Annotated in this window: 27 protein-coding genes and 1 pseudogene; 15 read left to right on the forward strand and 13 right to left on the reverse strand. The window is 59.7% G+C overall.

Annotated features, from left to right (window positions below; translation table 11 throughout):
• Nucleotide 1: 1 nt before the first annotated feature.
• The 6 genes from HSW_RS17635 to HSW_RS17660 form a co-directional block, all read right to left on the reverse strand.
• Nucleotides 2-964: a hypothetical protein gene (locus HSW_RS17635; RefSeq protein ID WP_044003063.1), complete on the reverse strand. Its 963-nt coding sequence runs from the start codon at nt 962-964 to the stop codon at nt 2-4.
• Nucleotides 954-1,664 (reverse strand): hypothetical protein, encoded by a 711-nt coding sequence (locus HSW_RS17640; protein WP_044003065.1) that lies wholly within the window; start codon nt 1,662-1,664, stop codon nt 954-956. The genes HSW_RS17635 and HSW_RS17640 overlap by 11 nt, the downstream gene beginning before the upstream one ends.
• A 66-nt stretch (nt 1,665-1,730) precedes the next feature.
• Complete coding sequence (locus HSW_RS17645; RefSeq protein WP_044003067.1) at nt 1,731-1,961, reverse strand: hypothetical protein; 231 nt, start codon at nt 1,959-1,961, stop codon at nt 1,731-1,733.
• A 32-nt stretch (nt 1,962-1,993) separates the two neighbouring features.
• Nucleotides 1,994-2,401: a hypothetical protein gene (locus tag HSW_RS17650; protein ID WP_044003068.1), complete on the reverse strand. Its 408-nt coding sequence runs from the start codon at nt 2,399-2,401 to the stop codon at nt 1,994-1,996.
• Nucleotides 2,402-2,403: 2 nt separating this feature from the next.
• Nucleotides 2,404-2,748 carry a hypothetical protein gene (locus tag HSW_RS17655; protein WP_044003070.1) on the reverse strand — a complete coding sequence of 115 codons (345 nt, stop codon included), beginning with the start codon at nt 2,746-2,748 and terminating at the stop codon, nt 2,404-2,406.
• Between the two features lie 70 nt (nt 2,749-2,818).
• Nucleotides 2,819-2,998, reverse strand: a complete 180-nt coding sequence (locus HSW_RS17660) for a hypothetical protein (protein WP_044003072.1) — start codon at nt 2,996-2,998, stop codon at nt 2,819-2,821.
• A gap of 134 nt (nt 2,999-3,132) precedes the next feature.
• Between HSW_RS17660 and HSW_RS17665 the strand changes: the two genes are divergently transcribed.
• Genes HSW_RS17665 through HSW_RS17680 form a run of 4 tightly spaced genes read left to right on the forward strand, consistent with a single transcriptional unit; the run spans nt 3,133 to nt 6,679 of the window.
• Complete coding sequence (locus tag HSW_RS17665) at nt 3,133-3,885, forward strand: XRE family transcriptional regulator (protein WP_071883141.1); 753 nt, start codon at nt 3,133-3,135, stop codon at nt 3,883-3,885.
• A gap of 52 nt (nt 3,886-3,937) precedes the next feature.
• Nucleotides 3,938-4,810, forward strand: a complete 873-nt coding sequence (locus HSW_RS17670; protein ID WP_044003074.1) for a hypothetical protein — start codon at nt 3,938-3,940, stop codon at nt 4,808-4,810.
• Nucleotides 4,803-5,300: a hypothetical protein gene (locus HSW_RS17675; protein ID WP_044003076.1), complete on the forward strand. Its 498-nt coding sequence runs from the start codon at nt 4,803-4,805 to the stop codon at nt 5,298-5,300. Before HSW_RS17670 ends, HSW_RS17675 begins: the two co-directional genes overlap by 8 nt.
• A 50-nt stretch (nt 5,301-5,350) precedes the next feature.
• Nucleotides 5,351-6,679 (forward strand): site-specific integrase, encoded by a 1,329-nt coding sequence (locus tag HSW_RS17680; RefSeq protein WP_044003078.1) that lies wholly within the window; start codon nt 5,351-5,353, stop codon nt 6,677-6,679.
• A 278-nt stretch (nt 6,680-6,957) separates the two neighbouring features.
• On the opposite strand, the gene HSW_RS17685 is transcribed toward HSW_RS17680, so the two are convergent.
• The 4 genes and pseudogenes from HSW_RS17685 to HSW_RS24835 form a co-directional block, all read right to left on the reverse strand.
• On the reverse strand, nt 6,958-7,218 hold the full coding sequence (locus tag HSW_RS17685; RefSeq protein ID WP_044003080.1) for a hypothetical protein: 261 nt from the start codon (nt 7,216-7,218) through the stop codon (nt 6,958-6,960).
• Between the two features lie 81 nt (nt 7,219-7,299).
• On the reverse strand, nt 7,300-7,425 hold the full coding sequence (locus HSW_RS24990) for a hypothetical protein (RefSeq protein ID WP_262489388.1): 126 nt from the start codon (nt 7,423-7,425) through the stop codon (nt 7,300-7,302).
• A gap of 192 nt (nt 7,426-7,617) precedes the next feature.
• Complete coding sequence (locus tag HSW_RS24995) at nt 7,618-7,746, reverse strand: hypothetical protein (protein WP_262489389.1); 129 nt, start codon at nt 7,744-7,746, stop codon at nt 7,618-7,620.
• A gap of 926 nt (nt 7,747-8,672) precedes the next feature.
• A pseudogene (locus tag HSW_RS24835) lies at nt 8,673-9,783 on the reverse strand (IS3 family transposase).
• Here HSW_RS24835 and HSW_RS24385 point away from each other — a divergent pair.
• The 10 genes from HSW_RS24385 to HSW_RS17755 all read left to right on the forward strand — a co-directional run bounded on the left by HSW_RS24385 (nt 9,782) and on the right by HSW_RS17755 (nt 17,368).
• Nucleotides 9,782-10,030, forward strand: a complete 249-nt coding sequence (locus HSW_RS24385; RefSeq protein ID WP_197031902.1) for an efflux RND transporter permease subunit — start codon at nt 9,782-9,784, stop codon at nt 10,028-10,030. The pseudogene HSW_RS24835 and the gene HSW_RS24385 overlap by 2 nt on opposite strands.
• A 132-nt stretch (nt 10,031-10,162) precedes the next feature.
• Nucleotides 10,163-10,432, forward strand: coding sequence for a hypothetical protein (locus tag HSW_RS17715; protein ID WP_155833036.1), 270 nt, complete (start codon nt 10,163-10,165; stop codon nt 10,430-10,432).
• Nucleotides 10,419-10,769, forward strand: coding sequence for an ArsR/SmtB family transcription factor (locus tag HSW_RS17720; RefSeq protein WP_044003088.1), 351 nt, complete (start codon nt 10,419-10,421; stop codon nt 10,767-10,769). The genes HSW_RS17715 and HSW_RS17720 overlap by 14 nt, the downstream gene beginning before the upstream one ends.
• Nucleotides 10,770-10,819: 50 nt before the next feature.
• Nucleotides 10,820-11,281, forward strand: a complete 462-nt coding sequence (locus tag HSW_RS17725) for a DUF6428 family protein (protein ID WP_044003089.1) — start codon at nt 10,820-10,822, stop codon at nt 11,279-11,281.
• Nucleotides 11,282-11,360: 79 nt separating this feature from the next.
• Nucleotides 11,361-12,134: a metallophosphoesterase family protein gene (locus tag HSW_RS17730; protein ID WP_044003090.1), complete on the forward strand. Its 774-nt coding sequence runs from the start codon at nt 11,361-11,363 to the stop codon at nt 12,132-12,134.
• Nucleotides 12,135-12,288: 154 nt separating this feature from the next.
• Nucleotides 12,289-13,419 carry an ACR3 family arsenite efflux transporter gene (gene arsB / locus HSW_RS17735; protein WP_081768477.1) on the forward strand — a complete coding sequence of 377 codons (1,131 nt, stop codon included), beginning with the start codon at nt 12,289-12,291 and terminating at the stop codon, nt 13,417-13,419.
• A gap of 142 nt (nt 13,420-13,561) precedes the next feature.
• Nucleotides 13,562-14,644: an ArsO family NAD(P)H-dependent flavin-containing monooxygenase gene (locus HSW_RS17740; RefSeq protein ID WP_044003091.1), complete on the forward strand. Its 1,083-nt coding sequence runs from the start codon at nt 13,562-13,564 to the stop codon at nt 14,642-14,644.
• Between the two features lie 292 nt (nt 14,645-14,936).
• Nucleotides 14,937-15,953 (forward strand): NAD(P)/FAD-dependent oxidoreductase, encoded by a 1,017-nt coding sequence (locus HSW_RS17745; RefSeq protein WP_044003092.1) that lies wholly within the window; start codon nt 14,937-14,939, stop codon nt 15,951-15,953.
• 104 nt (nt 15,954-16,057) lie between these two features.
• Complete coding sequence (locus tag HSW_RS17750) at nt 16,058-16,384, forward strand: 2Fe-2S iron-sulfur cluster-binding protein (protein ID WP_044003093.1); 327 nt, start codon at nt 16,058-16,060, stop codon at nt 16,382-16,384.
• 144 nt (nt 16,385-16,528) lie between these two features.
• Complete coding sequence (locus tag HSW_RS17755) at nt 16,529-17,368, forward strand: hypothetical protein (protein WP_044003094.1); 840 nt, start codon at nt 16,529-16,531, stop codon at nt 17,366-17,368.
• 104 nt (nt 17,369-17,472) lie between these two features.
• Here the strand turns inward: HSW_RS17755 and HSW_RS17760 are convergent, their stop codons facing one another.
• The 3 genes from HSW_RS17760 to HSW_RS17770 all read right to left on the reverse strand — a co-directional run bounded on the left by HSW_RS17760 (nt 17,473) and on the right by HSW_RS17770 (nt 25,133).
• Nucleotides 17,473-17,913, reverse strand: coding sequence for a hypothetical protein (locus tag HSW_RS17760; protein WP_044003095.1), 441 nt, complete (start codon nt 17,911-17,913; stop codon nt 17,473-17,475).
• A 190-nt stretch (nt 17,914-18,103) separates the two neighbouring features.
• Nucleotides 18,104-24,385, reverse strand: coding sequence for an alpha-2-macroglobulin family protein (locus tag HSW_RS17765; protein WP_044003096.1), 6,282 nt, complete (start codon nt 24,383-24,385; stop codon nt 18,104-18,106).
• 172 nt (nt 24,386-24,557) lie between these two features.
• The gene (locus tag HSW_RS17770) at nt 24,558-25,133 is read right to left on the reverse strand and encodes a DinB family protein (RefSeq protein ID WP_044003097.1); all 576 of its coding nucleotides are present in this window, start codon (nt 25,131-25,133) and stop codon (nt 24,558-24,560) included.
• A gap of 128 nt (nt 25,134-25,261) precedes the next feature.
• Here HSW_RS17770 and HSW_RS17775 point away from each other — a divergent pair, with 128 nt between their 5' ends.
• Nucleotides 25,262-26,239, forward strand: a complete 978-nt coding sequence (locus HSW_RS17775) for a hypothetical protein (protein WP_044005023.1) — start codon at nt 25,262-25,264, stop codon at nt 26,237-26,239.
• Nucleotides 26,240-26,341: the final 102 nt, after the last annotated feature.

Consider the following 26,341-nt stretch of genomic DNA (forward strand, 5'->3'; position numbering starts at 1 on the left):
GTTAGGCAGCTTTGCGCCACACGATTGCCGTGCGGCCGTTTTCATCGAGTATGGTAGTAGCTTTCTTACCGGCGGTGGTAGAGGCCAGCCAGGCGTTGTACTCGGGGCTGTGCATGGGATACTGCCAGCCCTTTTTTGGCGGCTCCGGCTTGGCCTTCTTCTCCTTTTTAGCCTGAGCCTTTTGCCGTACCAGCTTTTTCAGGGCCTTCTCCTCCTCACTCAGCACCGGCTTTTTGGGTGCTGGCGCGGGCTTCGCTTTGGCTACTGGAGCCGGCTTGGGGGCCGGGACGGGCTCGGGCACCTTTACTTTGGGCGGCTTGGGAACCACCACTCGGGGCGGGCGCTTCAGGCCCAGCGTTCTGGCCATGGCATGAATAGTATCCGCCTTGCGGCCGAGTAGCTCTACCAGTTGCGCCGTAGGGAGGCCAGCCGGGTAGTGCTCCATGAGCAGGCCCAAGTGCTCCGTACTCCAGCGGGGCCGACCAGCGGGCCGGCGGCGGCACCGGATGCCGAGCCGCTTGGCCATTGTCACAACGGAAGGCTGGTTACGGCCTACCTGCTGGGCTACATGCTCCGGGCCGTGAATAGGATACTCCTCCCGCAGAATGGTGAGATGCTGTTCACTCCAGTTCGTTTTGCGGGGCTGCTTGCCAAACTCCTCGATGCGCAGGCCGAGTTTGGCGGCCTTCTTCAGCACGGCCGTGTGGGTGCGGCCCAGCAGCGAGGCCAGGTAGTGCCCGCCCCGGGTGGCATAGTGCGCCCGCACCTGCTGCTCATCTTCCGGGCTCCAGTGGCTTTCGCCGGAGCGGCGGCGCAGACCCAGGTTTTGCGCCTTATTGCGAATACAGTCCCAATTGCGGCCGGGCAGCAGGCCCAGCAGCTCCGCCTTAGTACCAAGTACGTACCGGTTCTTGAGCACGGCAACCTCGGCGGTGCTCCAGATGGTGTTGAGTTTAGCGGGCATTGGAAAGGGATTGATTGGCTTGCAGATGGGCCTTGCGGCTTTCTTTGGCGGCGAATACATCCGCGTCGAGGTGCCAGCCTTTGGCCTCCCCTACCCACGCGGCCTGCAATTCCTCCAGCGTTTCGGCCTCGTTGAGGAAGCTCAGCACGACAAGCTTATCCATCGGCAACCCGTCCTCCTCCTCGGCGCTGCTTGGGGCGGCAGCGGCGGAGACTACCATCTGTGGTGAAGCCGGCGGCGTGGGCGCGGGCGCGGCCGGCTGGGTGGGGCGGGTGGCTTCCGCCGCTGGCTCCGGATTGCGGGCGCGGCTGAAATCATCCGACTCATCTTCCCCGTAGGCCCCGGCCGCATACAGGTCGGAGAGCTTGAGCACGGCCCGGCTCAGAGCGCGCTTCTCCGCCATTTCCAGGTAGTATTTATTCTGGCTGGTGTCCTTGCAGGCCGAGCCGAAGGTTTCAATGCTGGTAAACTTGCTGCCCACCGGCTTTTTGGCTGTGGCCTTCACGGCCGCGTAATCGGCCTGCGCGGCGCACACCTCAAACGTGATGCGAATGCCCACGGCGGCGGCAATCTTCTCGATGCCCGTGCGGCGAATTATGGTATAGTGCTGGTGCTTATGCACGTCCTCGTTCAGCAAGCCGTACTCTTTGAATAAGCGGTTGAGCTTGTCCCGCTGCGACTCCGTTTTCAGGGATTCCATTAGCTTTGCAGTGTTCTGAATTTTGATTGATAGGGCCGCCCCGGGCAATGGGGCGGCCCTCTCGTTTTAGAGGCGGGCGGCGAGGTGGCGGGCCTCGGTGGCCGATGTGGCGGCGGCAATGTTTTCGCGGCGCTGCAACTGCTCAGCCGAGCGGCGCACCTGCTGCTCCAGGGCCGAGGCGACCCGTTTGCCGGTGCCGACCCACGTTTCGTGCGTGAGGTAATTGCCTTTGGTATCGGTAGCTGTTACCGTCGTTTCGCGGCGGGCGGCGTTGGTGGTGGTGTTCGTTTTAATCACAGGGCAATTGTGGTTGGAGGTAAGAGGAAGGACTAAGCGGCCTGATCTTCGTGGGCAGCGTGCAGCTGCGCATCGTAGCGGGCCTGGCACACGGCCCGCAGGCGCTCTTTGTGCCACTCGAATTCGCGGAGGGTAGCCTGGTAGAGGCGGCGGCGAATCCGCAATACCTCCTCCACCTCCACCTGCCCGGTTTGCCGCAGCTCCAGGCAGAAGGCCGTGATGTCGGCCGTGGTCGGCTTGGGGGCATCCACGCGGGCGCGGCCCAGAAACAGGGTCAGGTTCAGCCAGCACTGGCGCAGGCGGTTGCCCAGCATTTGGGGCAGCGCGGCCTCGGTGGCTTCGCGTTTGGCGGCGGGCACTTCCGGCGACTCCAGCCAGAAGCGGATTTGGGCCTCGGCGCTGAGCACATCGGGCCAGAGTTGACAGGCGGTGTAATGCATGACTAGGCCGCGCGGGAGCTACTGGTTTGCAGACTGCTGTCGCCGAAATACTCGCGCACCGCCTGCTCCGTCACGATGTACTTTTTGCCGATGCGCTGGTGGCGCAGGCCTCCCTCCTTTCCCTCCTCAAAACGCTTGAGCAGTTCGTAGGCCTTGGTCTTGCCGCAGCCCAGGCGGATGTGCAGGCGGTCGTCGTACTTCTTATCGGCGCTCTGCTTGGGGCTCTGCACGTAGGTGCGCGTGGGCACCTCGGCTTCTGCCTGGGCCCGGAACTGGATTTCGAGCATGGTTACCCAATCCTGAGTTGGGGCGCCACCGGATGAGGCGGTAAGTGAAGTGGTATGCATAGTTGTCTTTAGTTGAAACATTGAATTTGATTGAAAAACTCAGCAAAACTTAGCATGATGGGCAAAAAAATTAGGCAGCACTTAGCACCGTCTTAGCCTTCTCCTCCAGCCACTCAGCATGAATGTCTTTAAGGGTGATTTCTTCGCCGGCAAGCACTCTTTTGGCTTGCTCAATGCGCAGGGCTTTAGCGACATCCTCGGATACCTTAGTTCCTAGGCTGTGCTTTTTAGGTTGGGGATTCGAGGACATGGCGGTAAAGTATGGTTTGGTATGACAAGTATACGAAGCATTTATTTGAATAACTACGCATATCTTAAAAATACTTTACGTTACGCTTAATAACGCTTTGTTTTGCTTAACACTCTCGCATCCCTCAAACCCCAATGGCCACACCCGCACATACACAAGCAACTCGCCTACTAGACCTAAGACGCAACGCTGGGCTTTCTCAGCGTGACGTAGCGGCTCTGATCAAAAAGGGTGGGCTCAGCTTAACCGATGCGCGTATTTCTGCCTATGAGAAAGATGATACCATTCGCATTAAGATGCCCATTCTGCGACGGCTCGCAGATATATACAAAACGACTACCGAGTACATAGAAACGGGCAAGCAACCCGTTTCTATGAGCGTGGTGCCTGATGAACATCCGCTGGGCCCGCTCATGTCCGACAAAAGCAACGCACGCTTCGCCGCGCACTTCGACAAAAAGGAGATGGTGTACTACCGTCGTCTGGAAGCCGGAGCGCGGGCCACTTTCGCCGAATCCTTTATGAATGATTTCGATTACAAAGACCTGCCCCTGTTCCCTGTCATTCGCATGATAGGCGACCCCGACGAGGGGCTGGTCGTGGACATCGACGGTGACTCGATGGAGCCCCAGCTGCGCTCCGGCATGAAGGTGCTGGTAGAGGAGCTACCCAACGTGGACTACTGGCGTGAAGCCCGCCCAGGTATCTACGTCATCATCTTCAAGCACCACTTCGTCATCAAGCGCATCAAGCACAACACGCTCCGCGACACCGGCAAGGTGCTGCTGGAATCCGACAACCCCGAGGGCGGCGTGGAAGAAATCATCCTTGACGACATTCATGGCATGTGGCGCGTGATTCGCGGCGTGGACGTGCCGATCCGGTAGTTAAATTTCATAACAGCATAAATATTTCATAAAAGTCAAAACCTCCTATACCATGGACAAGATCTTAATTCTAAGATATCAAAATATTATAACCGGAAATCTATTCTCAGAATCCATTTCGAAAGACATTAATTTATCAGAATCAAATGCATTAATTAATGCAATAAAAAGACAAGATGAATTTCGACACTACAAAAGTGAATATAAATTCATCTTCTCAAAAGAGGACAATGATGGTTGTTTCGGAATTTTATTAAAAAAAGGAACAGCTAACGTCGGAACAAGCTACAATAGCAAAGGTGTCGTAAAAGAAAAAATTAACGATTGGCATGGACTTCCATTTTACATATACTACAAGACTCAACTCATATTCATACAAGAAATAAAAAAGTTAATCAAAGTAGATACTTTATGCAGATTATTATCTAACATTGATTTAAAAGAACAGAGCACAAATAACTACAAAACTGTCGTCGAGCCAATAATCGAACCAGGAAACTTTTGGCCTATAGTAAACAATGCAGATGGAATTTGTGAGCTAAAAGTAGAATTAGCAGGCCCCAATTTATTTGGAGCCACAAAAAAAGCAAATGTATTGCTTAAAGAATTAAAAGAAGTTTACAATCAAGAAAAATTCACCTTCAAGCTTGAAAATGAAAATGCAAAACTCAATATACCTAACAATGAGTTTATAAACAGCTGCCTTGATCAAGCTGAAAGCGGAGGTGGTAGCTGGGAACTACTAGCATTATTCAGGAAAAAAAAGACACGAGTTAAAAGCTACGACAAAGCTGCAACTATGTCGGTCGAAACGATAGAAAATATAGAAACTTTACAAAGTCTTAAATCACGGCTTATAGAAAAAGTTAAGCAAATAGACGACCTACTATTGAAGAATTTGAACAAAACCCAAAATCGTGATTAAAAAATCACTTCTTCTGCTAAGTTCAGGCATTTTTCTTAGCGCTATTACAGCTAAGAGCCTTGACTATGCCTTCATCAAAGATTTGTACTTCAACTTTGTTTCCATAGTAGCTGGCCTAATATTAGGCGCAGTTGGCGTGTTCACAAGTTCAATAACAATAATATATACATATATTAATAAAAAGCACCAGAACGGCGACATTCCCCTTGAAAAGAAATTACACTTAAATCAAATAGCAAAAGATATTTCGTTTGAAATAAAAGAGAATACATTATATACAATTTATTTTTATTGTACAGGATTATTATTTGTCGTATTGCAAAATACCGACATTCCCATTATTGAATGGCCATTCAAACCAGAATACACATATTTATCAAAGAAACTAATATATGGTATAATAATATTCACATGCATTCCATCGATGATCTTAACAACGGTAGACACCATCAACGCTATGTTTAAGCTTCAGGAGGTTGGTGACTTATAGTAGGCTCATCATTCTTTCGTAGGCCCACTTTACTATTTCGTGCTGTCGACATGACCATCCGGTTCTACCTTCACAATAAAGCCACGGAGGGCCGGCACCCTATTTACATGGAGGTGCGCTGGGCCCGGCATGCGGCAGCCGAGCCGGGCACCAGCCCGGTGGTGCGCCTGGGCGTGCGCGAAACCGTGGTCAAGAAATTCTGGACTAAAAAGCAGCGCGTCAGCACCCAGGACGAGGGCCGCTGCACGCGCATCAACCGCAAGCTGGGCAAGCTCCAGAAGGTGGCCGAGCAGCTGCTGGAAAATGCCGAGCGAGACAGCCAGCGCATCAGCCCCGAGCAGCTACGCACGGCCCTGCTCACCGAGCTGAACCTGGTGGAGCCCGTAGCCGCCCCGGTGGTGCAGGTGCCAGCCGCCCCTACCCTGCCTACCATCGGGCAGGTAGCAGCCGAGTGGAAAAGCTTCTACAAAGCCAAGTACTCGGCCAACTACCTGCGCAAGGTAGACCCCATCGTGACCCATTGGGAAGCGTTCCGGCCCGGCACCACGCTGGAGGATCTGCTACCCGATAAGAAAACCCGCCGCTCTCCCTTCGTGGAAGAGTGGTGCGAGTACCTGATTGAAGAGGCACCGCGCCGGGACGGGGGCATCGGGCTGGAGAGCAATACCGTGGGCCGCTACATTCAGGCCCTACGCCAGCTGCTTAAGTTCTCGGGCCTGCCTTTCGCCTGGCTAACCGACGAGTACACCTACGAGGTGGAAATCGAGCCGCTGCACTTCGAGGAGGTGATGCAGCTCTACGAGGCCCCCATGCCCACCGAGCACCTGGGCCACATCCGGGATATCTTCGTCTTTGCCTGCTTCACGGGCCCGCGCTACGGCAACCTGCGCTCCATGCAGCCCACCGACGTGGTGCGGGAGAACGGTGAGCATATCCTGGAGTACGTGCAGCATAAAGGCCGGCGCAAGAAAACCAAGGTGCGCGTAATGCTCGACGAGGTAGCCCTCGACATCTGGCAGCGGTACGGTGGGGACTTGCGCGTACCGGCCAACACCGAAATCAACACCTCCATCAAACTCGCCGCCAAAGCTGCCGGCCTGAACCGCCCCATCCTGCAGGTGCGCCAGCGCGGGCCGCACCGCATCGAGCGGCGCGGGCCCTACTGGGAGTTCATCACCTGCCACGTGGCCCGGCACACGTTCGGCACGCTGCTGCTCGACGGCGACGCGGACCTGGGCCAGGTGCAGAACAGCATGGGCCACTCCGCCATTCAGACCACCCGCCGCTATGCCAAGAGCCGGGAGGCCAAGCGCCACTCGGCCACAAAGACGGCGTTTCAGAATTTGCGCGCGTCGCACACTGAGGCTTCCAGTGTGTGACGAACCCCGATAAAGGGTGATACATAGCGGTAAAACGTGGCAACAGCCAGCCAGCCCCAACCGCCGCTATTTGGTATGCTGTGCTGTTTTATACCATAGCGTGCCACGCTTTACCACAAGGCCCGGCTTCTTACACGACCACGTAGAAGGCCCTCAGCTAGCAGCTGAGGGCCTTTTTCTTTTCTGAGGGACAGTTTCTACGAAAACCCGCCGCGGTACCGACCTAAATCCGGCAGCTAAATCGTGGCTCGTTTACTTACTCGATAGGTGAAATAATATCAGCGCCCATGCACCCGGAGCCACCTGGTGTAGAATATAGGACGCGCCACCTCAACTCCCAACGTAGGTGTGGCCATGTGGCTGATGCGGACTTGCCCCAGGGTCGGAACACTAGCGGCGTCCTCCACTGATGTGCACCGGCGCTGCTGGTGGCAGTACTCGACCGGCGCAGGCTGCAGCGTGGGCGGAGCCAACCTACTGCACGCAGTGGCCAGCAACAGGATGAAGCTGCCAAGCAGCAGTACAAGGTAATGTCTCATAGGCTGAGGGGGTGATTGGGGTAGGTGTGAAATGAACCCCAATCAACCCCTCAGCCCGGCCGGCAAAAAGGACAGAAAACCCTACGCTACTATTACCTCCGTCTTGAGCATATACTTGTACACTGTGCCCACCGATACCAGAGTGGCCGCGCTGATCTTGCGCATGTTCAGGCCCTCGGCCTGCAGCTGCTGGATCTGCTCTATCAACTCAGGTGCTAGTGCTCAGCGGCCGTGCACGTACACCTCCCCTTTTTCCTAAGCCTTTTGCTTCTTCCTGGCTAGGCCCGCGCTTACGTTCTCGCTCAGGCGTTGCGAGTAGTAACCGGCCGCCCAGGATATCATGGCCTTCATCAAATCTTTCATTGAGCCAGTGGTATTGAGCAGTGGCTCCGAGTAGCTTCAGAAACTGACGTCGCATTGCGTCAGTAAGGACGTGTGCTCAAACACCTTCTCGATACCCTCGCGGCTGAAGCGGCTCAGGTCCCACACGCGTACCAAGTCGAAGCAGCGCCTTTGTGCGTCGCGCATCATTTCCTAAAAAGCACGGCGGGTACTCTTGCGACCGGGCTCCTCATCGACGTACTCCTTACACTGCGTCACCGGCGCGCTCAACTTCGCGCCGCATTACGAACAACTGGTTCTCCGGGTCCTGGTCCTTATCGGCTGTCAACACCCGGGCATATAGGGCTACTTTCATAGCCTAAAAGTAGTGTTCGAATTACCTACCCAAAAACGCCCCCAAGAAACCGCGTTTTCGAGAGCGTTAGAACGGAGTGAAAAAGTATTCGGAAAAGAGTCCTAATCCGAACGTGGTGAGGCCTAGCCCACGGATCTGCTTCACGCATAAGGAAGTAGATTGCAGAGGCTAGCATAAGCGTATACTGATCAGAGTATCAGGCAAACAGAAAAAGCTCAAATTTATGTATATAAATTACTGAAAATCAATTTTTTAAATATTTATTCTAAATACAGCTAAGCCCGTACAGCTTTGCATGCTACATATCCTAAGTGATACTATAGTTTTCGTACTAAGCCACGACACCCATAATAACTGGCTGTACGCCAAATTGGTAGGTCCCCAAGACGCAGACTCTTCCCTGGCCAGTTGCAACACCATCAAGCTCTTCGTCACAGAAATCAAGTCTACCAAAATTCTATGTGATAGTAGTGAGGCAATTGATGGCTGGTCTGACATAGAATACTGGGTAAGTCAGCAGTTCTTACCTATTCTGTTTGACCAAGGCATTATCGCGTTGGCTTGGGTGAATGCGAAGGATTGGCCAACTAGGTACGTAGTCCAGCATTCAACGCATCCCCGCGTAGCCATTTTTGATGATGTAGAATTTGCTTATGCTTGGCTAAAAACCGTTAACTCACGCATTGTACCGTCCCCTCCCAAGTAGTGTTACTATAATGACCTCCTCCCAATTGCTGGACTGGCCGGAAATAGAGTATCAGGCGATCTGAAGCTCGACAGTACTGGCGGCTGCCATGACCTGATCGGGCGTTAAATTCTGCAAGGAGCTGTGCGGGCGGAAGCCGTTATACTTCTACCGTCACTGCTCGATTTTTTCCTGCGCATCGACCAACGACAGGAACCAATGCACGTTCAGACACTCGCCTCGGAAGCTGCCGTTGAATGACTCAATATACGGGTTGTCCGTCGGTTTGCCCGGGCGCGAGAAGTCCAGCGTGACCCGCTGTTCATACACCCATTTGTCCAGCGCCTTGCTGATAAACTCGCTGCCATTATCGACTTGGATGCGCTCGGGCACGACACCTAGCGTTTGCTGCAGGCGGCTCATCACAGCCACCACGTCTTCGCCTTTCAGCGACTGTCTGACCTGAATGGCCAAGCACTGGCGACTACAACTTATCGACTATCGTTAAGGCCCGAAGTTTCCGCCCGTCGAAGAGCTGATCAGCTACGAAATCCATGCTCTAGCTCTGGTACGGCCGCTGCAATTTGACCCGCTCCAGCCGGTGCGCCGCGGCCCGGCTGCGCTTGGGCCGTTTGCTGGGTAAATGCAGCCCTTCCAGGAAGTAGAGGCGGTGGGCGCGCTTGTGATTGTCGGGCCAGCCTTCCCGACGCAGCAGCGTAAACAGGCGCTGGCAGCCGTAGCGCATTTGGGATCTGGGCCAGTTCCCGTAACTGCCGGCGCAACACCGTATCGTCCCGCCCGTGCGGTCGACAGTACCAACTGGAGCGCTACAGCGACACAATCTGGCAGGCGCGGCGGGTCGAGATGCAGTGGGCGTCAATCAGATGGTGAGCCGCGTGTCGACGCTGCACGGGCTTCAGAACTTTTTTTTCAGCACGTCCTGCAGCATCTGCTTGTCCAAGCTCAGATCGGTCACCAGCTGCTTGAGGTGCAACTTCTCCTCTTACAACTGCTTCAACCGGCGCAACTCAGGCACCCCTAGCCCGCCGTATTTCTTCTTCCAGTTGTAGTACGTGGCCTCGCTGATGCTCATCTTCCGGCAGACCTCCGCCACGGCTACCCCTGTATCCGCCTGGCGCAGGGCAAACACGATCTGGGCCTCGGTAAACTTCGTCTTTTTCATGGCACATGTCTATGATTTTAAGGTACGACAAGTGCCTGATTTCTCTACTTTACAGCGGTCCAGTTTAGCGGGAGGAGGTCAGCTGCCCATCCTCCTGGCCGACAACGAGCCGGGCTCAGAAATTGAGCACCCCATGTCGGTGGTAATTCTGGGCGGCGTAATCACCTCCACGGCGCTCAACCTGCTGGGTATACCGGCGCTGTACTGGGCCTTCGAGCGCAAAGCCGGGATCGAGTTGATTCCATGAATCTGCCGACAGTCAGTATAACCCACTAAAACAGCCACTGGACGCGTTTTGTATAAGTTTTTTCTATACCGCAAACCTGCACCATGTTTACGACGTATATTTGCGACATACTTCATAAAACTTCCAGTTCAGATGCCTACTTCTGCAGAAACTCCGGCTGTCGTTTTGCTCCATACCGTGCTGGAACGGGTGCTGCGGACTGAGTGCCTCGTGCTGGAAAGCCTGCGGCTGCAAACCCAGGGCGGTTACAACGGCTTGCCGGGTGGGGACGGTGAGGAAAAGCTGCAGGCCGCCGAGCAGCGCGCCTACCGCCGGGCCGAATCCCTGCTCACCCAGCTGCTGCGTCGGCTGCTCCACTACCACTCACCGAATCTAACCTCTCCGCCTGATGACCTACGCTAAAACCGCCGCCTTCACTGAGGAGCAACAGCAGCTGGCCCGCGTGGCCAAGGCCCTTTCGCACCCGGCCCGCGTGGCCATCGTGCAGCTGCTGGCCAGCAAGCAGACGTGCATTTCCGGCGACATTGCCGCCGAGGTGCCCCTCTCGCGCACCACCGTCTCGCAACACCTGCAGGAGCTGAAGGCGCTGGATTTGATCCGGGGCGAAATTGACGGACTGACCGTGTGCTACTGCCTCAATACCGAGCTATTGCGGCAGGTACACCAGCAGTTCACCGCCTTTTTCCTGGAGGCCACCAACAGCCTCGCCTGCGGCCCGGCTGATGCCTGTGGCTGCTAGAAGCCACCCTTTCTGAACCCGTTTTTTCACCTTCCTACTCTTTAGAAGCCATGAAAATCTCTGAAATGAAGCACGCTTTGGCGGGCATTGAAGCCGTTACCTTCCGGCTGCCCACGGGCGAGTATCTGCCCGCGCACTTCCACGTCACGGAAGTCGGGCTGGTCAGCAAGCACTTCATCGACTGCGGCGGGGTGGAGCGGCGCGAAACCGTGGTCAACTTCCAGCTCTGGGAAGCCGGCGACTACGACCACCGCCTGGCCCCGCAGAAATTCCTGCACATCCTGAATCTATCGGAGAAAATCCTAGGCTCCGAGGACCTCGACATTGAGGTGGAGTACCAGCAGGCCACCATCGGCAAGTTTGGCCTCACCCGCGAAGGCAACGACTTCGTGCTGACGCCCAAGCAGACAGCCTGCCTGGCCCAGGACGCCTGTGGCGTTCCGGCCGCCCAGCAGTTTGCGTTGCCGCAGCTGCAAGTGGCAGCCTGCACGCCGGGCGGCGGGTGCTGCTAATCTAACGGCCCAACCGGCGCGGCTTCCCAAGGCAGCGCCGGTTGCTTTTCTGACCTGTGCACTTGCTGATTTTTTTCCGATGACAATTGCCTTTTTCTCCGACGTGCACGGCAACCTGCCGGCCCTGGAGGCAGTGCTGGCCGACATGGAGCAGCGCCGGCCCGACATGATTTTCTGCCTCGGTGACCTGGTAGGCTACGCCCCCTGGCCCAACGAAGTGGTCAACGAGGTGCGCCGCCGCGGCATCTCTACGCTGGCCGGCAACTACGACCAGGGCATCGGGCTGGCCAGCAGCAACTGCGGCTGCGCCTACAAAACCGACACCGAGAAGGACCTGGGCGCGCAAAGCATTGCCTACACCAACCACGTGGTGGGCGACGACGAGCGGCGCTACCTGCGTCTGCTGCCCAAGCACATGCGTCTGGAGTTTCAGGAGGAGCCCTGCACACTGAACCTGCTGATGGTGCACGGCTCACCCCGCAAAATCAACGAGTACCTGTTTGAGGACCGGCCCGAGGCCAGCTTCCTGCGCGTATTGGAGGATGCTAACGCCGATATTCTGCTCTTCGGCCACACCCACAAGCCCTACCACCGCACCTTCGCCTACGAAGTGGAGGGTGAAACCCGCTACCGCCACGCCCTAAACATCGGCTCCGTTGGCAAACCCAAGGACGGCGACCCGCGCGCCGCCTACCAGCTACTGCACCTCAACGAGAACACCACGCTCACCGACCCCAGCAGCGTGCGTTCCGAGCTGATTCGGGTGGAGTACGACGTGGAAAAAGCCGCCCAGGCCGTGGAAGCCTCGCCGCTGCCCAACGAGTACGCCGACATGCTGCGCAAAGCCTATTAGCGCGAGTTACTCCCCCAGAACGTCATTCCGAGCCTGCGGGGAATCTCGCGTGCTGACGTCTGATTTACAGTTACAACGTCAGCACGCGAGATTCCCCGCAGGCTCGGAATGACGTTCTGCTTCCTGCCTCTCCGCTCCCGCTAGAAATGGTGGGATGGCACTGTACGGCCTTTTTTTCCTGATTTCTATACAGCGTACTCCCGTTCCTGCCACCACCCCGGCTCCGGAGGCGCTGGCCGAAAAGAAACTCTCCGGCCTCGACCGGGGCCTCACGCTCTGGATATTTCTGGCCATGGCTTTGGGCGTGGGGCTGGGCTACTTCGTGCCCGGCATCAACGACGCGGTCAACTACTTTTCGGTGGACACTGTGAACGTGCCGCTGGCTTTGGGCCTGATTCTGATGATGTACCCGCCGCTGGCCAAGGTGAAGTACGAGGAGCTGCCCACCGTATTCCGCAACACACGCATCATCGGCCTCTCGCTGGTGCTGAACTGGCTAGTCGGGCCGCTGCTCATGTTTCTGCTGGCCATCTGGCTGCTGCCCGACAAGCCCGAGTACATGATGGGGCTGATTCTCATTGGCATTGCCCGCTGCATTGCCATGGTGCTGGTCTGGAACGATTTGGCCGACGGCTCCCGCGAGTACGCGGCCGGCCTCGTGGCCCTGAATTCTATCTTTCAAGTGCTGTTTTACTCGGTGCTGGCCTGGCTGTTCATCACGGTGCTGCCGCCCTACTTCGGGCTGAAAGGCTACGCCGTGAACATCGGCATCTGGAACATTGCCCAGAGCGTGCTCATCTACCTGGGCATTCCCTTCGCCGCCGGTTTCCTCTCGCGCACCATACTACGCCGGCTGAAGGGCAACGCTTGGTATGAGGCGGTGTTCATTCCGGCCATCAGCCCCATTACGCTCATTGCCCTGCTGCTCACCATTGTGGTGATGTTCAGCCTCAAGGGCGAAACTATTGTGCAGGTGCCGCTGGACGTGCTGCGCATTGCGTTGCCGCTGGCCATCTACTTCGGGGTGATGTTTGTGCTCAGCTTTGCCGTTGGCAAGTGGCTGGGGGCTGATTATGCCGAGAATGCCAGCATTGCCTTCACCGCCACCGGCAACAACTTCGAGCTGGCCATTGCCGTGGCCATCGGGGTGTTCGGCCTGAACTCGGGCCAGGCTTTCGCCGGCGTCATCGGCCCGCTGATTGAGGTGCCGGCTCTAATTGCGCTGGTCAACCTGGCGTTCTGGTTCCGTCGCCGCTGGTACGGTGGGGAGGGGCGGGCCGCTTAGGCTCTCTGCGGCAGCCCGCGCCAAAACATCGGCTTGGCGGTTACTATCGTAAGGCACTGCGGCGGCAGCGGTCAGCCGGCAAGTCAAATCGGGTTTCTCTCTCCAAAAATCGGCTGAAGGCCAAAGTTTGAATCGTTTTCCCATGGATTCTTTAGCGTCTACAGCTGTTGATGTGCTGGTAATCGGGGCGGGGCAGAGCGGACTGGCGGTGGGCTATTACCTGCGCCGCGCCGGCCTCTCCTTCACGCTGCTGGACGAACAGCCCCGGCCCGGCGGCGCGTGGCAGCACGGCTGGAACTCGCTGCAGTTGTTTTCGCCGGCCGATGCCAGCTCCCTGCCCGGCTGGCTCATGCCCCGCCCGCCCGACAACCACTTCCCCACCCGCGACGCCGTCATCGACTACCTCACGCAGTACGAAGCGCGCTACGCCCTGCCGGTGCAACGGCCCGTGCGCGTGCAGGACGTACGCAGGTCGGGGCCGGGCTTTGCCGTGCAGACCGATGCCGGCACGTGGCAGGCCCAAGCCGTGGTGTGCGCCACCGGCAGCTGGAGCCAGCCCTACATTCCGCCGTATCCCGGCCGCGAGCTATTTGCCGGCGCGCAGCTGCATTCGGCTCATTACCGGGAAGCGGCGCCCTTTGCCGGGCAGCGGGTACTGGTGGTGGGCGGCGGCAATTCCGGCGCGCAGCTGCTGGCCGAAGTATCCCAGGTCGCCCACACCACCTGGGTGACGGAGCAGGAACCCCGCTTTCTGCCCGACGACGTGGACGGCCGGGTGCTGTTCACGCAGGCCACCCAGCACTACCACGCCCAAACCGGGGCCGCCCCCGCCCCGCCCCCCACCCTCGGCGACGTGGTAATGGTAGACTCCGTAAAAGAAGCCCGCCAGCGGGGTGCGCTAAGCAGCGTGCGGCCATTTGCGCGGTTCACGGACACGGGCGTCGTCTGGGCCGATGGCCGGGAAGAAGCCGTGGACGCCGTGCTTTGGTGCACGGGTTTCCGGCCGGCCCTGCCGTTTCTGGCCGGCCTGGGCGTGCTGCAGCCCGATGGCCGCGTGGCCACCACCGGCACCCACGCCACCGCCGCGCCCGGCCTGTGGCTGGTGGGCTACGGTCAATGGACGGGTTTTGCCTCGGCCACGCTCATCGGCGTGGGCCGCTCGGCACGGGCTACCGTGGACGAAATCCGGAAGTTCCTGGCGGCTTCAGTGGAGGCAGCGGGCTGACGGAAATACTGGTTTTGCAGATAAGAAGTGGAGGCTTCACGCTACTGCCTGCTAACCGGGGCACTGCGCGTGGCTGATAGCGGCCGCACCCACCCGGGTGAGTGCGGCGCGGCTTCTTCCCGATACCGATATAGTTTGGCCTTCCTGTCAGGGGCTGCGGGCTGGCTGTTATCTTTGCCCCCGCGTAGCGCGCCACTGCTGCCAAATCGGGGGTTACGCCAACGATTTGGGGCATTGGGCTGTTATGCCTGGGACTTCAGAGCCCGTTTGTTTCGTTTTTCGCTGTTGCTGCATGACCAATTCCATTTCCACCGATATCTGCATTATCGGGGCCGGCCCGGTGGGGCTGTTTGCTGTGTTTGAAGCCGGACTGTTAAAGCTGCGCTGCCACGTAGTAGACGCGCTGCCCCAGGTGGGCGGTCAGCTTTCCGAAATCTACCCCAAGAAGCCGATTTACGACATTCCGGGTTTCCCGGAAGTACTGGCCGGCGACCTGGTCACCAACCTGATGCGCCAGATTGAGCCCTTCCACCCCACTTTCACGCTGGGTGAGCGGGTAGAAGGCTACCGCAAGCTGGAGGATGGCTCGTTCGTAGTCACTACCATCGATGGCACCGAAATCAACTGCAAAGCCATTGCTATTGCCGGCGGATTGGGTTCCTTCGAGCCGCGCAAGCCGGCCATTGAGAGCCTCACCGATTTTGAGGGCGGCAAGGGCGTGTACTACATGGTGCGCGACCCGGAAACCTTCCGCGACCAGCGTTTGGTTATTGCCGGTGGCGGCGACTCAGCCCTCGACTGGACGATATTTCTGGCCGATGTAGCTAAAGAAGTGACGCTGGTGCACCGGGGTACAACCTTCCGCGGGGCCGCCGATTCGGCCGAGAAGGTGCAGCATCTGCACGAGGCCGGCAAGGTGAAGCTAGTGCTGAGCAGCAACGTGACCCACGTGCACGGCAACGGCCGCCTCAATGCCGTGACCATCACGGCCAACTCGGGCGATGCCGAGCAGCTGGACGTGGATTCGTTTATCCCGCTGTTCGGCCTCACGCCCAAGCTCGGCCCAATCGGCGAGTGGGGCCTGGAAATTGAGAACGATGCCGTGAAGGTGAACACGCTAGACTACTCCACCTCGGAGCCCGGCATCTTCGCCATCGGCGATATTAATACCTACCCTGGCAAGCTCAAGCTCATTCTCTGCGGCTTCCACGAGGCGGCCCTCATGTGCCAGGGAGCGTTCAAGCACATCTTCCCCGACAAGAAGTACACCCTCAAGTACACCACCGTAAACGGGGTACCTACTTTGTAAAGACCTGAGACTTTTAGAAGTGAGAAGTGAGACGATGTTCTGGTGCCTGCGCCGCTGAACATCGTCTCAGCTCTCACTTTTAAAAGCCTTACTCCTAAAATAATATGACTGAAGACGTACGCGTATATGTAGAGGAGGCGCCCGGCCAGCGGCGCGAAATTCAGGCCCCAACGGATATGGGACTGAGCCTGATGGAGGTGATGAAGGCCGACGGCTATGATATTCAGGCCACCTGCGGCGGGATGGCCCTGTGCGGCACCTGCCACGTAGAGGTCTTGGCTGGCCCCGAGCTGCCCGAGCCTTCCGATGACGAGCTGGCTATGCTGGAAAGCCTGCCCGTGATGACGCAGGGCAGCCGCCTCTCCTGCCAGATCCGCCTGCACCCGCGCATGGATGGACTGGTGGTACGCCTCATGCCCCAGGACGCGTAACGGCTCCAGTCTGCCCGGTATAGGAAACGCCGGCTATTTAACAGATCAACCCCACACGGGGCGACTGTTGAATAGCCGGCGTTTCCTATACCAGGCTCCAGCATTTGAGCGTTGCGTAACCAGTTACGGCTATTCTCTACTCTGATGCGTTCCATCCACCCAATCATCGGCCTTACTCTACTGTCCGGACTATCTACCCTTGCTTACGGCCAGCACTATCCGGAGCTGGCGCTGGGCGGCGGCCTCACGCGGGCTCACCTATCGATGCAGCGGGAACAGCTATCAAACCGTTTTCGCACCGTATCCGATTTGGCCGTGGGTGGCACCATACGGGTACTACTACCCCTGCAACCCCGATGGATGGTAGAATCGCAGCTGCAAATAAGTAACCTGCCGGTCGGGTTAGGCTACCGGGAAAAGGGCGCCACCTATTACAGCAACAGCAGCAGTGGTTTGCCGCTCACCGGAATGATCCAGGCGGGCGTAGGATTGCGCCGCCTGGAGCTGCTGCAACTAGGGCTGCAATGGACGCTGGAAGCCGCGTTGCATGCATCGTACGCCTGGGCAGCGCCAGCCGTTGTTCACCAGACCGGCCAATGGGGAAGCCCCGGCAACGGACAGATAGGGGCATCCTGGGAGCAGCAACCCAAACGCCAGGGGACGCCCGTAACAGGAGCTGAAGTGGCGTTCCGTTATGAATTTGCGGAACGCCAGTATGTGTTATTCTCTCTTAACTACCACTACGGCCTGTTACCGCTGGCCGAGATACACTCTACCCAGATCAGCTACTTCGATGCCAATAACCAGCTTCGTACCGATGGCCGCTTTACGGTGCCACTGCGCATTTCGTATGCAACGCTGCAGGTTTGCTACGGCTGGCGGTTGAAATCCGCTCAGGAACGCCCTACCCGCTGGCGCACACCGCGCTACCACATAGCCCCACCCGACCCGACGGAGGAGGACAACACGGACGTGAATCCATGACGTTCCCATCGGCAACAGCCACTTCGGGGCTGATCAATTCATCTTTCACAAAAAAGCCCCACTGATATCCTATCGGCGGGGCTTTTTCTATGGGCAGACGGCCGTTAGCGGCGGCGGGTCGGTTTCTTTTTGGCGGTTGATTTCTTCACCGTGGTCTTCTTGCTGGACGAGGTACGGCTGCTACTGTGGTGCGTGGAGGAGTTGCGGTGGCGGGTGCTGGTGGTGCGGTGAGGCGCGGCAGCCGGTGCAGCTTTGGCTTCGGGAATGGCTACCGGGGCCAGCTTCTCTTCTTCGGGCACGGCTTCCAGGTTCTGAATGGTGGCCTCCAAAGCGGGCTGGTGGACGCCGGCTTCCTCGGCGGCGGCGCGCAGCTTGGCGGCCTGCTTGCGGCGCACGGGCATCAGAAAATCCCGCTCGGCCCGCTCCTGGGCCGATAGTTTTTCCTCGCCAGGCAGGTTAGTAGGAGTAGTGGTGGCCTCGTCCTGAGCCCAGGCCGGAGCACTGCCGAATAGCAGCAGAGTGAGGAGAATTACCAGTTTACGCATCTACTTTTCTTCTTGCTTAAAACCAAACGGACTGCAAATGTACAATCCATTGCCGGCCGGGCCAACTCTAATGCGTTGAGCATCGTGGGTTTCCCGCCTTGGCTTGCCGTGGAAGGCTCGGAGTGGTACTGGAAAAAGCCCCGCACCACCCCGCCGCTACCGTTACGCGCCCCAACAAAAAACCTGCCGCCTACTGCCCCGCAATGCTCACGCGCGTACCGGCCGAGTGGGCCGTAAACTCGGGGGCGTACAGGCACTGCAGCTGCGAGAGGCCACCGGAGAAGTTGCCGGCCTGGGCCGCCCTCAGGCGGTACTCGAAAGTGTGCGTGCCTTTGGGGAAGTAGCTGATGAAGAAGTTAGTGGCCGCGTCGCGGGGGCTCTCGTAGTAGCCCAGGCCGCTCTGGTAGCGGTAGCCCGAGGTTTGGCCGATAAGCTCCAGACCGGCGGCGCGCTGGTCTTTGAGGTGCACGTACTCCAGGTCCCGGTCGGCGCGGAGCACCAGGCGCACCACCAGCACGTCGCCCACCCGCAGGGGCGTGGCGGCGCTGAGGGGCTCCAGCACGGGGCCGGCGGCGGTGCGCTGCTCCCGGTACAGGCGGCGCTCCAGCTGCAGCCCACCCACAGCGGCCGTCAGCTTGTCGGGCTGCTCGAAGTACTGCCAATACAAACCGCCCCAGGCCACGCCAGCGTCGGGCTTCTGCACCGTCACGCGGCCCTGGGCAGGCTTGATGTCGGCGGCGGGCCAGGTTACTTTGTAGTAGCCGGTGCCGGCCTGCTGGGTGGTGGGCTGCACGGGCTTCCCTCCTACTGCTACCTGTAGGGGCTGGGTGGGCTGCAGCCAGTTGGAGCCGCGCAGCAGCAAAGCGTAACAGGCATCGGCGGTGGCGCGGGTACTTTCCCAGCTCTGCACGCGCTTCTGGCTGAGCAGCCACAGCTTCATCTCATCCACCGATTTCTGGTCGCTGAGCACTTCATCGAAGGCCTCGATGAGCGTGGCCTGGGTTTCGGTGGGGGCTTCGCGCCAGTAGTAGCCGCCGCGCACCTCCTTCCAGTACATGCCCAGCTCCGGGGAGTGCAGGGCGTTTTCCTGCAGCGCCGTGAGGATGGCCTTCACGGCGGCCGGCTGTGCTTTGGCGCGGTGCAAAGCCAGGGCTATTTCGGCCTGCAGGTAGCGGGTGCGGCCCGGCCAGTACGTGGCGGCCTGCTGCTGATAATACACCTGGGCCGGCTGGGCCTCCTTGCGCACGGCCAGCGCGGGCCAGAAGCTGCGGGCGTACAGAGCCTGCACCTGCAGATCGGAGAGGTGGTCCTGCTTCAAATCTACCTTGGGCTGCTTGCGGAGCTGGGTGTAGTCGCGCTGCAGCTCCCCATCCAGATACGCCACGGCGTTTTGCAGGAGTTGGCGGGCGGTGGGGTCCTGCTGGGCATCGAAGGCACCCAGTTTCTGCAGCTTGCCGAAGCCGGCCACGATGAGCTGGGTGATGTAACGGTCGGCGGGCATGCGCTCAAACCAGGGGAAGGAGCCGTCGGGCAGCTGCATCTGGCGGAGCTTGGTGAGGGCGCGGGCGGTTTCGGCTTTCAGACGGGGCTCGTCGAACAACTCGGCGAGGCGGCGCATCCGCTCGGTTTCGTTCTGGGCGTCGCGCACCCAGGGCGTTTCCTGCAGCAGCAGGGCCTTCAGTTCCTGGTTTTGCTCTAGCTTGCTGGTGAGGGCAGCCTTGTCGCCAGCCTGGGCAGCGCGCTGCCACTCGGCCAGCGTGGTGCGCAGCTGGGGGTTGCTCTGCAGAATTTTAGCAGCCAGCAGGTTGGCGTAGAGGCGGCTGAAGGTCTGCTCGGAGCACTCGTAGGGGTACTCCATCAGGTAGGGCAGCGCCTGCACGGCGTACCAGGCCGGGTTGGGCGTCATTTCCAGCGTGAGCGAGTAGTTGCGGCGGGTATTGGAGGTGGTGCTGGTGAGCTTTTTCAGCTCAAACTCCCGGGTAGCCGGCCCCACCACCGCCATCGGCAGCGTTTCAGTAATCAGCACCCGGTTCGGCAGTACCGGCAAGGTGTTTTCCTCGCCATCTTCTACGGTTGTTAGTTGTTGGTTGTCAGTTGTCCGGTTGTTCTGGCGGCGCTGTTTGCGCTGCTCTTTCTTGTCTTTGCCTGACAACTGCCCGCGCGCCACTACCCGGTAGGTAATGGCTTCGAGGGGGAGCTGGCCTTCGGCGGTTTCGGGGATGGTCAGGTTCCAGATTACAGCCTGGCTCTGGTTGCCATTGAGGCTGAACTTCACCTGGGCGGAGCTTTTCAATATTTGGCTTTCCAGCGGCTGCTGGGTGCGGGCGTCGAGCAGGAGGAGTTGGGCGGTGCCGCTGAGGGCCTGGGCGGTGAGGTTGCTGAGCTTGGCCGCGAAGGTCAGCTGGTCGCCTTCCCGGAAGAAACGGGGGGCGTTGGGCGTTACCTGGAGGCTCTTTTGCGTGACCAGCTCCCGGCGCAGCAGGCCGGTGCGCAGCTGCTGGTCGTGGGCCAGAGCCAGCAGCTGCCAGCGCGTCACGGCTTCGGGCAGTTGGAATTCCAGCACGGTTTCGCCCTGGGCGTTGGTACGCACGGCGGGCATCCACAGGGCCGTTTCCCGGAAATCCTTGCGGGCCTGCACGGTGCTGAGGTCGGGTTGCGGGGCCTCGGGCGGGGAAACGGGAGAAGGTGCACCGAACTTGGCTGAGCGGGCCATTTTAGCATTCTGGGCCATTGGAGCCGCAGCCGCCATCGGGGCCATTTCCCGGTCAGCCGCAACCATAGTGCCCGAGCCGGGCTCTAAGCCAGCTAAGTCGGCCGGAATATCCGTGTTGCCCTTTACGGTTTCAGAGGCTACTACCTTATCCCGCAACTCTTCCTGGTCCGGAATTTCATCATTGCCCCACAAGCCCCACATATTCAGATGCGGGTAGCGAATAGCGTCGGGATAATACTCGGCGACGTACCGATGGAACAGCTCCTGGCCATCCTCCGTGCCGAAGCGACCCTGCCAGGCCAGCGTGGGCGGGAAGTAGGGACGATAAGAGAAATCCGGGTCGGCGAAATCGTGGGGGCGGAATACGTCCAGCGACTTATCGTAGAGCGTGGCCAACAGCTCGGCGTCGGCGGGTTGGCCGTTGGTCTGGTGGATGGTGACGCGCCAGGTTTCCTGCTGGCCGGGCTGCAGCTTGTCGCGGAAGGTGGCAATGCTGAGCACCAGCGGGGCGGGCGGCGTGGCCACCTGCACCGGGGCCGTGTGGGTGTAGAGGCGGTTGTCGCGCACCTGGGTGAGGTGCACGTAGAGTTGGGTTTCGCCGAGGGCGGCGGGGACGGGTACTTCCACCATGCGCTGCTGACCGGCTTGCAGCGTCAGCCACTCGTGGCGCAGGGTTTCGCCCTTGGCCTCGGCTTCCAGCAGCACGCGGGCCCCGTCCAGGGAGCTGCCCACCAGGAAGCGGGCGGTCTGGCCGGGCGCTACGCTGTCCTGTAAGGGCACAAACCAGTCGGCGGTAGGCACGGGCAACGTGGTGGCAGCGGGGTCGAACAGGGTGAACCGCTGCTCGGCGCGGGCCTCGGGCTGACCAGCGGCGGCCGGGGCGGCGGTGGCTTCCAGCAGGTAGCGGCCGGGCTGCTGGGCGACCAAGGCCGTTTGCAGGGCGGGCAGCAGCGGGGTTTTATCGGTATCGAAGTCCTGGGTAAGCACCAGCGTGCGGGCCCAGGTGCTGTCGTTATCTTCCCGGCCGTAGGCATCCAGCGGGAAGCGGCGGCGAAATTCTTCCGGGCTCAGAGCCTCGCGTTCGGGCTGCTCCCAGAGGCGGGGGCGCAGCGGCCGGGCGGGCGGCGTGAGACGGTAGAGACGCAGTTGGCCCCGGGCGGGTTGGGCCTCACCGGCGGCATTGGTGCTGAGCAGGCGAGGCGTGGGCAGCTCGGCGCGGTTGAGTAGCTCGGGCAGCTCCAGGCGCAGCGTCAGGGCCTCGGTGCCCAGGCTTACGCGCTGAGTGCCGGTGCGGGTTTCGCCGGCGGCGTCCGTCACATCAGCCGTTACCTCGAAGGCGTAGCCGGGGCGCCAGCCGCCGCGCTTATTGGCCGCTGCGGCGTCGCCTTTGGCCTCGAAGATGATGGCAAAGCCCCCGGCCGAATCGGTACGGGCCGTGCCGCTCAGGATTTCCTGCTCGGGCCGTCCGCCACCGTAGAAGCCCCGGCCGAAGAAGGGCCAGAACGTGCGCCGCACCACCCGGTAACTCACCGTGGCCCCGTCGATGGGCTGACCGGCGTAGGCGGTGGCCTTGCCGCGCACCGTTACGGGCTGGCCCAGCACCGGTGTGCCCTGCACCGGCTCAAACGTCACCTGGAACGTAGGCCGCTTGTAGTCCTCCACCGCGAAGCTCTGACTGCCGTACTGCGTCTGCAACGACATTTCGCCGTTCAGCAAACCCGTCGGGAGCACAAAGGAGCCGTGAAAAGAGCCAAACTCGGAAGTGACGAAATCGAGCGACTTGACCATCTGCCCGTTCACATCCACCAGCCGCAAACTCACGGCCCGCTTGGTCAGCAGCTTCGATTTGCCGGCCAGCATTTCCGTCAGAATTCCTTTGAAGTACACTGTCTGCCCGGGCCGGTAGATGGCGCGGTCAGTGTACAGGAAAGTGTGCGGTTGAGCTTCTTCCGGCCTAGTATGCTCATTATATCGAGAGTAGAAATGACCGAGGTCTTCCGTCCAGAGCGAGTCGGCACCCTGGCTCAACAGGGCCGGATTGAACTGCGTGTAATCTGACGAGGTGCTTACCGGAATTCTCACCTGCCCTTCGGCACTGGTTTGCGTAGACTGCCCGCGCCGCACTTGATGACGACGAGCCTCCTGATTGTAGGTAGTCAGGAACGGCAGCACCCGCACACCAGCCTGGGGCGCGCCGCTTTGGCGGTGCAGCACCAACAGCTCGGGGCCTTCGGTGCGGTCGGCGCTGCGGCGCACGTAGCTCAGCTCGCTCACCTGTACTTGGCTGTAAGCCGTTACCGCCCCGGTTTTCTCTTTGGTGGGGTTGCTGGCGGCGGTGCTCAGCACAATGATATACTGCCCCAGCGGCAAAGCCGGGCCGGCGTGCTGCACGGTATGGCTGCGGAAATCTCGGGGGCCGGGCACGTCCAGCGTCCAGGTGGCCACGGGTGCGGCAGCCAGGGCGCGGGCGTAGCGCTGCTGCCAGGTTTTGTTCTGGTATAACTCCGGCCGCTCCAGCTGCCGCAGCAGCTGGGCGCTGCTCACGCGGTAGGCCGTGGCGTAGAGGCGCGGGGCGTTGCGCGCCGTCAGGCGCAACAGCCAGGGCTGGCCCGGCAGCAGCACGTCCTCGGTGGTGAAGGCCAGCTCCATTTGCTCCAGCCGCTGGCGCAGGGCGGCGGCCATCCGTCCCCCTCTGGATTTGGGGAATTGTTTCTCGGCGGCTACGGCCAGCGCGTGGGCTTTAGCGGGGTCGGTTTCTTCCCAGGTGCCGGCTTCCAGCACCCGCAGCTCCGCGCTGATGGGTAACGCTTTGTACGTTTCGGCAGCACGGGCCAGGGCGACGCGGTACAGCTCAGTTTTGGTGGGCAATTCCGCATGCTGGTACACGAACTCCAGCCGCAGCCGGTCGGCATCGGCCAGGGCGGCAGGGGTGCCGGCATCCGTGAGGCGGAATGCCAGCAGCTGCTGCAACACCTGTAGCGCGTGGAACTGGCCGTTCAATGAATCAGCGGGCGGGGCCGTCAGCTTCAGGCCAGCAAACTCCGGGGCGGGGCCGAACAGGGCGGCATCCGTCAGCTCGAACTGTTGGGCGGGCTTAGTGAGGTACAGCTCGTCGTTGCCGAGACCCTCCACGGCGCGGTGGGCCAGCAAATCGTAGAGGGTGGGGCGCAAAGTGCGGCCCTCGGTGCTGCCGCCCCGACTGAGGTAGCCCAGCGTGGCCAGTTTCAACTGCTGCTGGCGGCGCGGCTCGTCCTGCACCGAGGCGCGATAGTGCTGCACCACGGCCGCCCCCAGGCGGGCGGCATCCCAGGTGCGCAGGTCCTGGCGGCTTTGGTCGGCGGTGTCGGTTGTAGTCTGGGTCCGGTCGTAGAGCTGGTAGCGGTGGGCGTCGTAGTAGCGGGCGTAGAGCTGGGCCAGCAGGCTGTGCAGCACCGGCCGAGCCGGGAATTGGGCCGTTTTCAGGTCCTGTTCCACCAGCTGAATGGCCTGCACATCGGCTTCCTCCTCCCGGGCTTCCAGCAGGCGCAGCTTGTACAGCAACGCCCGCAGGTGCTCGGGCGTGTTCTGCTGGCGGCGGGCCTGCTGGTACAGGGGCTCCAGCAGCTTCGCGGCCGAGGCGGTTTGCTCTTTGGCCAGCAGCTGGTCAATCTTTTTCCAGGTGGCAGGGTTGGGGCCGCCGGGGCTGGGCGGGGTGGTCTGGGAGGAACCGGAGGCGAAGAACATCAGCAGAACAAGCAGGCTTAGCAGGAAAGGACGCATAGGGGCAGAACGAAGTAGCGGGGCAAGTTGGTAAAAACCCAGATGCCGGCCGGCAGCAGATTCCATAGCCAGCCCGGCAGTTTTTTGCCACCCCAATAAAAAAGCCCTGTCGGCACGCGGCCGACAGGGCTTTCAACCTGTGTTTTACTTGAGGAGAAGCGTGCTTGCCGCGCTACAGCTCCCGGCTGTCCAGCACCCGCTCAGCCTGGCCAATGTGGCGTTTCATGTGCTCCACCAGCAGCTCCAGCGCATCGGTCAGGCGGGGCAGCAGCAGCGGAATAATCGGGTTGGGAATCCGGATGGCGTTGGCATTCACGCGGCGGGCCTGCTCAATCAGGTTGCTGAGCTCATCCAGCTGACGGCTGAATACTTCCACCACGGTACGCGGCAACCGTGAGCCACTGGGCGCGTACTGCTGGGGCGTTTTCATGGGTTTCTCGCTGGCTGGCACGCGCATGGCGTCGGTCATTTTGCGGCCGAAATAGCCGTGCGCCACCGTATCGGCAGGCGAAGATCCCCGCTCCCGGGCCGCCTTTATCTTGCGACTGATAACCGGCAGATACAGGCCGCCCACAATGTTGAGGTGCTCTAGGCACTGGCCTACGCTCCATTTTCCGGGTCCGGGTCCCCGGTTCAGCTGGTCGTCGGTGAGGGAACGGAAGCGGCGGTTGGCCACTTCCCTTGCCTGCTCCACATCAGCAGCCAGGGCATCCAGAAAATCGGTAGTACGGAGGGCGGTAGCGGCCATAGGTATAACGGGGCGGGTTCAGGAGGAATCTACTGTAATGATACGCGGCCGGAGCCGTTTCGACAATGAACGGCCGGAATTGCCGCCCGGATTCACCAAAATTCCTGTCCGAGCGGTACTTTCGGGATATGGTATTGCCTTTTCTTCGTCTGGCGGGCTGCGGGCTGCTATTTCTGTTGCTGCTCTCTGCTACGCCGGCCCGGGCGCAGGCCGTACCAAGCCCGGGCGAAAACATTGCCTTTCTGGTGACGTTCGGCAGTCAGGCCGATAAAAGCTGGGGCGACGACGACTTTACCCAGACGTTTTTCTTCCTCATCCCGAAGGAAAACCGCCAGCCTGTGTACATCCGCGTGTTTGACCCTGACTGCGGCGGCCTCTACGACGAGACCAAATTTAGCTGGAATACTACCACCGAGTTCAGTCTGTACGGCGGCCCAGGCACCTACTCTACCCCCGATGCCCGCGCCACCGAGCCTAAAGGCCAGTTCCGGGCCGGCACGCTACTGAAACAGTTGAAATTCGGCAGTGAGAAAACCTACGACAACAAGTGGTACTCGTTCGGGCCGCTGAACCCGCTGGAAGGCGAATTTGTGCAGGAGTTTGACGGCTACGTATTCAAGCTGGTGGTGCAGGGTAAAGCCGGCGACGACGGCAACCTGTACCGTTACTTCCTTAGCACCTCGCCTAGCCAGAATATACCCGTGGAAGGCGGCAACGCGTTTACCTACGAGTATTCCTTCCGCCTCTCGCCCCAGAAACGGGCCAAAACTCACCTCTACCCCTTCGTAAACGACCGGGTCATCAGCATTAAGCAAAGCAATTTCGATGTGGACGGCGACGTGGGCCTGAAAATCTTCAGCGTGGCCAAAAACGGCCATCCGGCCAAGGTGAGTGAGGATAATGTATGGGCCAGCAGCACCCACCTCATTGATGAGAAGGAGCACGGCCTCTCACTTGACCTGCAGCTCACTTCCCTCACCAAAGCCACCAATGACCTGGTGTTTTACCTGACTGACCAGTACGGCGTGGCCCTGCCCTTCTTTGCTATTCCGCTCGGTGGCCCGCCCCGCTACCGCTACGAGGTAGACGTCAAGATTCGAAAGTAACCGTCCGGCAGCCTGAGGTGGCGGCAGCTGGCCTAGCAATAGTTTTTCATCGGATTGATTTTCTGCCGATTTACGCCTAACATGAAGGCCGTATTCGCTAGT

This window comes from Hymenobacter swuensis DY53, from assembly GCF_000576555.1.
Lineage (GTDB): Bacteria > Bacteroidota > Bacteroidia > Cytophagales > Hymenobacteraceae > Hymenobacter > Hymenobacter swuensis.

Coding starts and splice junctions, on each gene's coding strand:
- HSW_RS17635 (WP_044003063.1), bottom strand. CDS start 964: ATGCCCGCTAAACTCAACACCATCTGGAGCACCGCCGAGGTTGCCGTG.
- HSW_RS17640 (WP_044003065.1), bottom strand. CDS start 1,664: ATGGAATCCCTGAAAACGGAGTCGCAGCGGGACAAGCTCAACCGCTTA.
- HSW_RS17650 (WP_044003068.1), bottom strand. CDS start 2,401: ATGCATTACACCGCCTGTCAACTCTGGCCCGATGTGCTCAGCGCCGAG.
- HSW_RS17655 (WP_044003070.1), bottom strand. CDS start 2,748: ATGCATACCACTTCACTTACCGCCTCATCCGGTGGCGCCCCAACTCAG.
- HSW_RS17660 (WP_044003072.1), bottom strand. CDS start 2,998: ATGTCCTCGAATCCCCAACCTAAAAAGCACAGCCTAGGAACTAAGGTA.
- HSW_RS17665 (WP_071883141.1), top strand. CDS start 3,133: ATGGCCACACCCGCACATACACAAGCAACTCGCCTACTAGACCTAAGA.
- HSW_RS17670 (WP_044003074.1), top strand. CDS start 3,938: ATGGACAAGATCTTAATTCTAAGATATCAAAATATTATAACCGGAAAT.
- HSW_RS17680 (WP_044003078.1), top strand. CDS start 5,351: ATGACCATCCGGTTCTACCTTCACAATAAAGCCACGGAGGGCCGGCAC.
- HSW_RS17685 (WP_044003080.1), bottom strand. CDS start 7,218: ATGAGACATTACCTTGTACTGCTGCTTGGCAGCTTCATCCTGTTGCTG.
- HSW_RS24995 (WP_262489389.1), bottom strand. CDS start 7,746: ATGCGCGACGCACAAAGGCGCTGCTTCGACTTGGTACGCGTGTGGGAC.
- HSW_RS24385 (WP_197031902.1), top strand. CDS start 9,782: ATGGCACATGTCTATGATTTTAAGGTACGACAAGTGCCTGATTTCTCT.
- HSW_RS17715 (WP_155833036.1), top strand. CDS start 10,163: ATGCCTACTTCTGCAGAAACTCCGGCTGTCGTTTTGCTCCATACCGTG.
- HSW_RS17720 (WP_044003088.1), top strand. CDS start 10,419: ATGACCTACGCTAAAACCGCCGCCTTCACTGAGGAGCAACAGCAGCTG.
- HSW_RS17725 (WP_044003089.1), top strand. CDS start 10,820: ATGAAAATCTCTGAAATGAAGCACGCTTTGGCGGGCATTGAAGCCGTT.
- HSW_RS17730 (WP_044003090.1), top strand. CDS start 11,361: ATGACAATTGCCTTTTTCTCCGACGTGCACGGCAACCTGCCGGCCCTG.
- arsB (WP_081768477.1), top strand. CDS start 12,289: ATGGCACTGTACGGCCTTTTTTTCCTGATTTCTATACAGCGTACTCCC.
- HSW_RS17740 (WP_044003091.1), top strand. CDS start 13,562: ATGGATTCTTTAGCGTCTACAGCTGTTGATGTGCTGGTAATCGGGGCG.
- HSW_RS17745 (WP_044003092.1), top strand. CDS start 14,937: ATGACCAATTCCATTTCCACCGATATCTGCATTATCGGGGCCGGCCCG.
- HSW_RS17750 (WP_044003093.1), top strand. CDS start 16,058: ATGACTGAAGACGTACGCGTATATGTAGAGGAGGCGCCCGGCCAGCGG.
- HSW_RS17755 (WP_044003094.1), top strand. CDS start 16,529: ATGCGTTCCATCCACCCAATCATCGGCCTTACTCTACTGTCCGGACTA.
- HSW_RS17760 (WP_044003095.1), bottom strand. CDS start 17,913: ATGCGTAAACTGGTAATTCTCCTCACTCTGCTGCTATTCGGCAGTGCT.
- HSW_RS17765 (WP_044003096.1), bottom strand. CDS start 24,385: ATGCGTCCTTTCCTGCTAAGCCTGCTTGTTCTGCTGATGTTCTTCGCC.
- HSW_RS17770 (WP_044003097.1), bottom strand. CDS start 25,133: ATGGCCGCTACCGCCCTCCGTACTACCGATTTTCTGGATGCCCTGGCT.
- HSW_RS17775 (WP_044005023.1), top strand. CDS start 25,262: ATGGTATTGCCTTTTCTTCGTCTGGCGGGCTGCGGGCTGCTATTTCTG.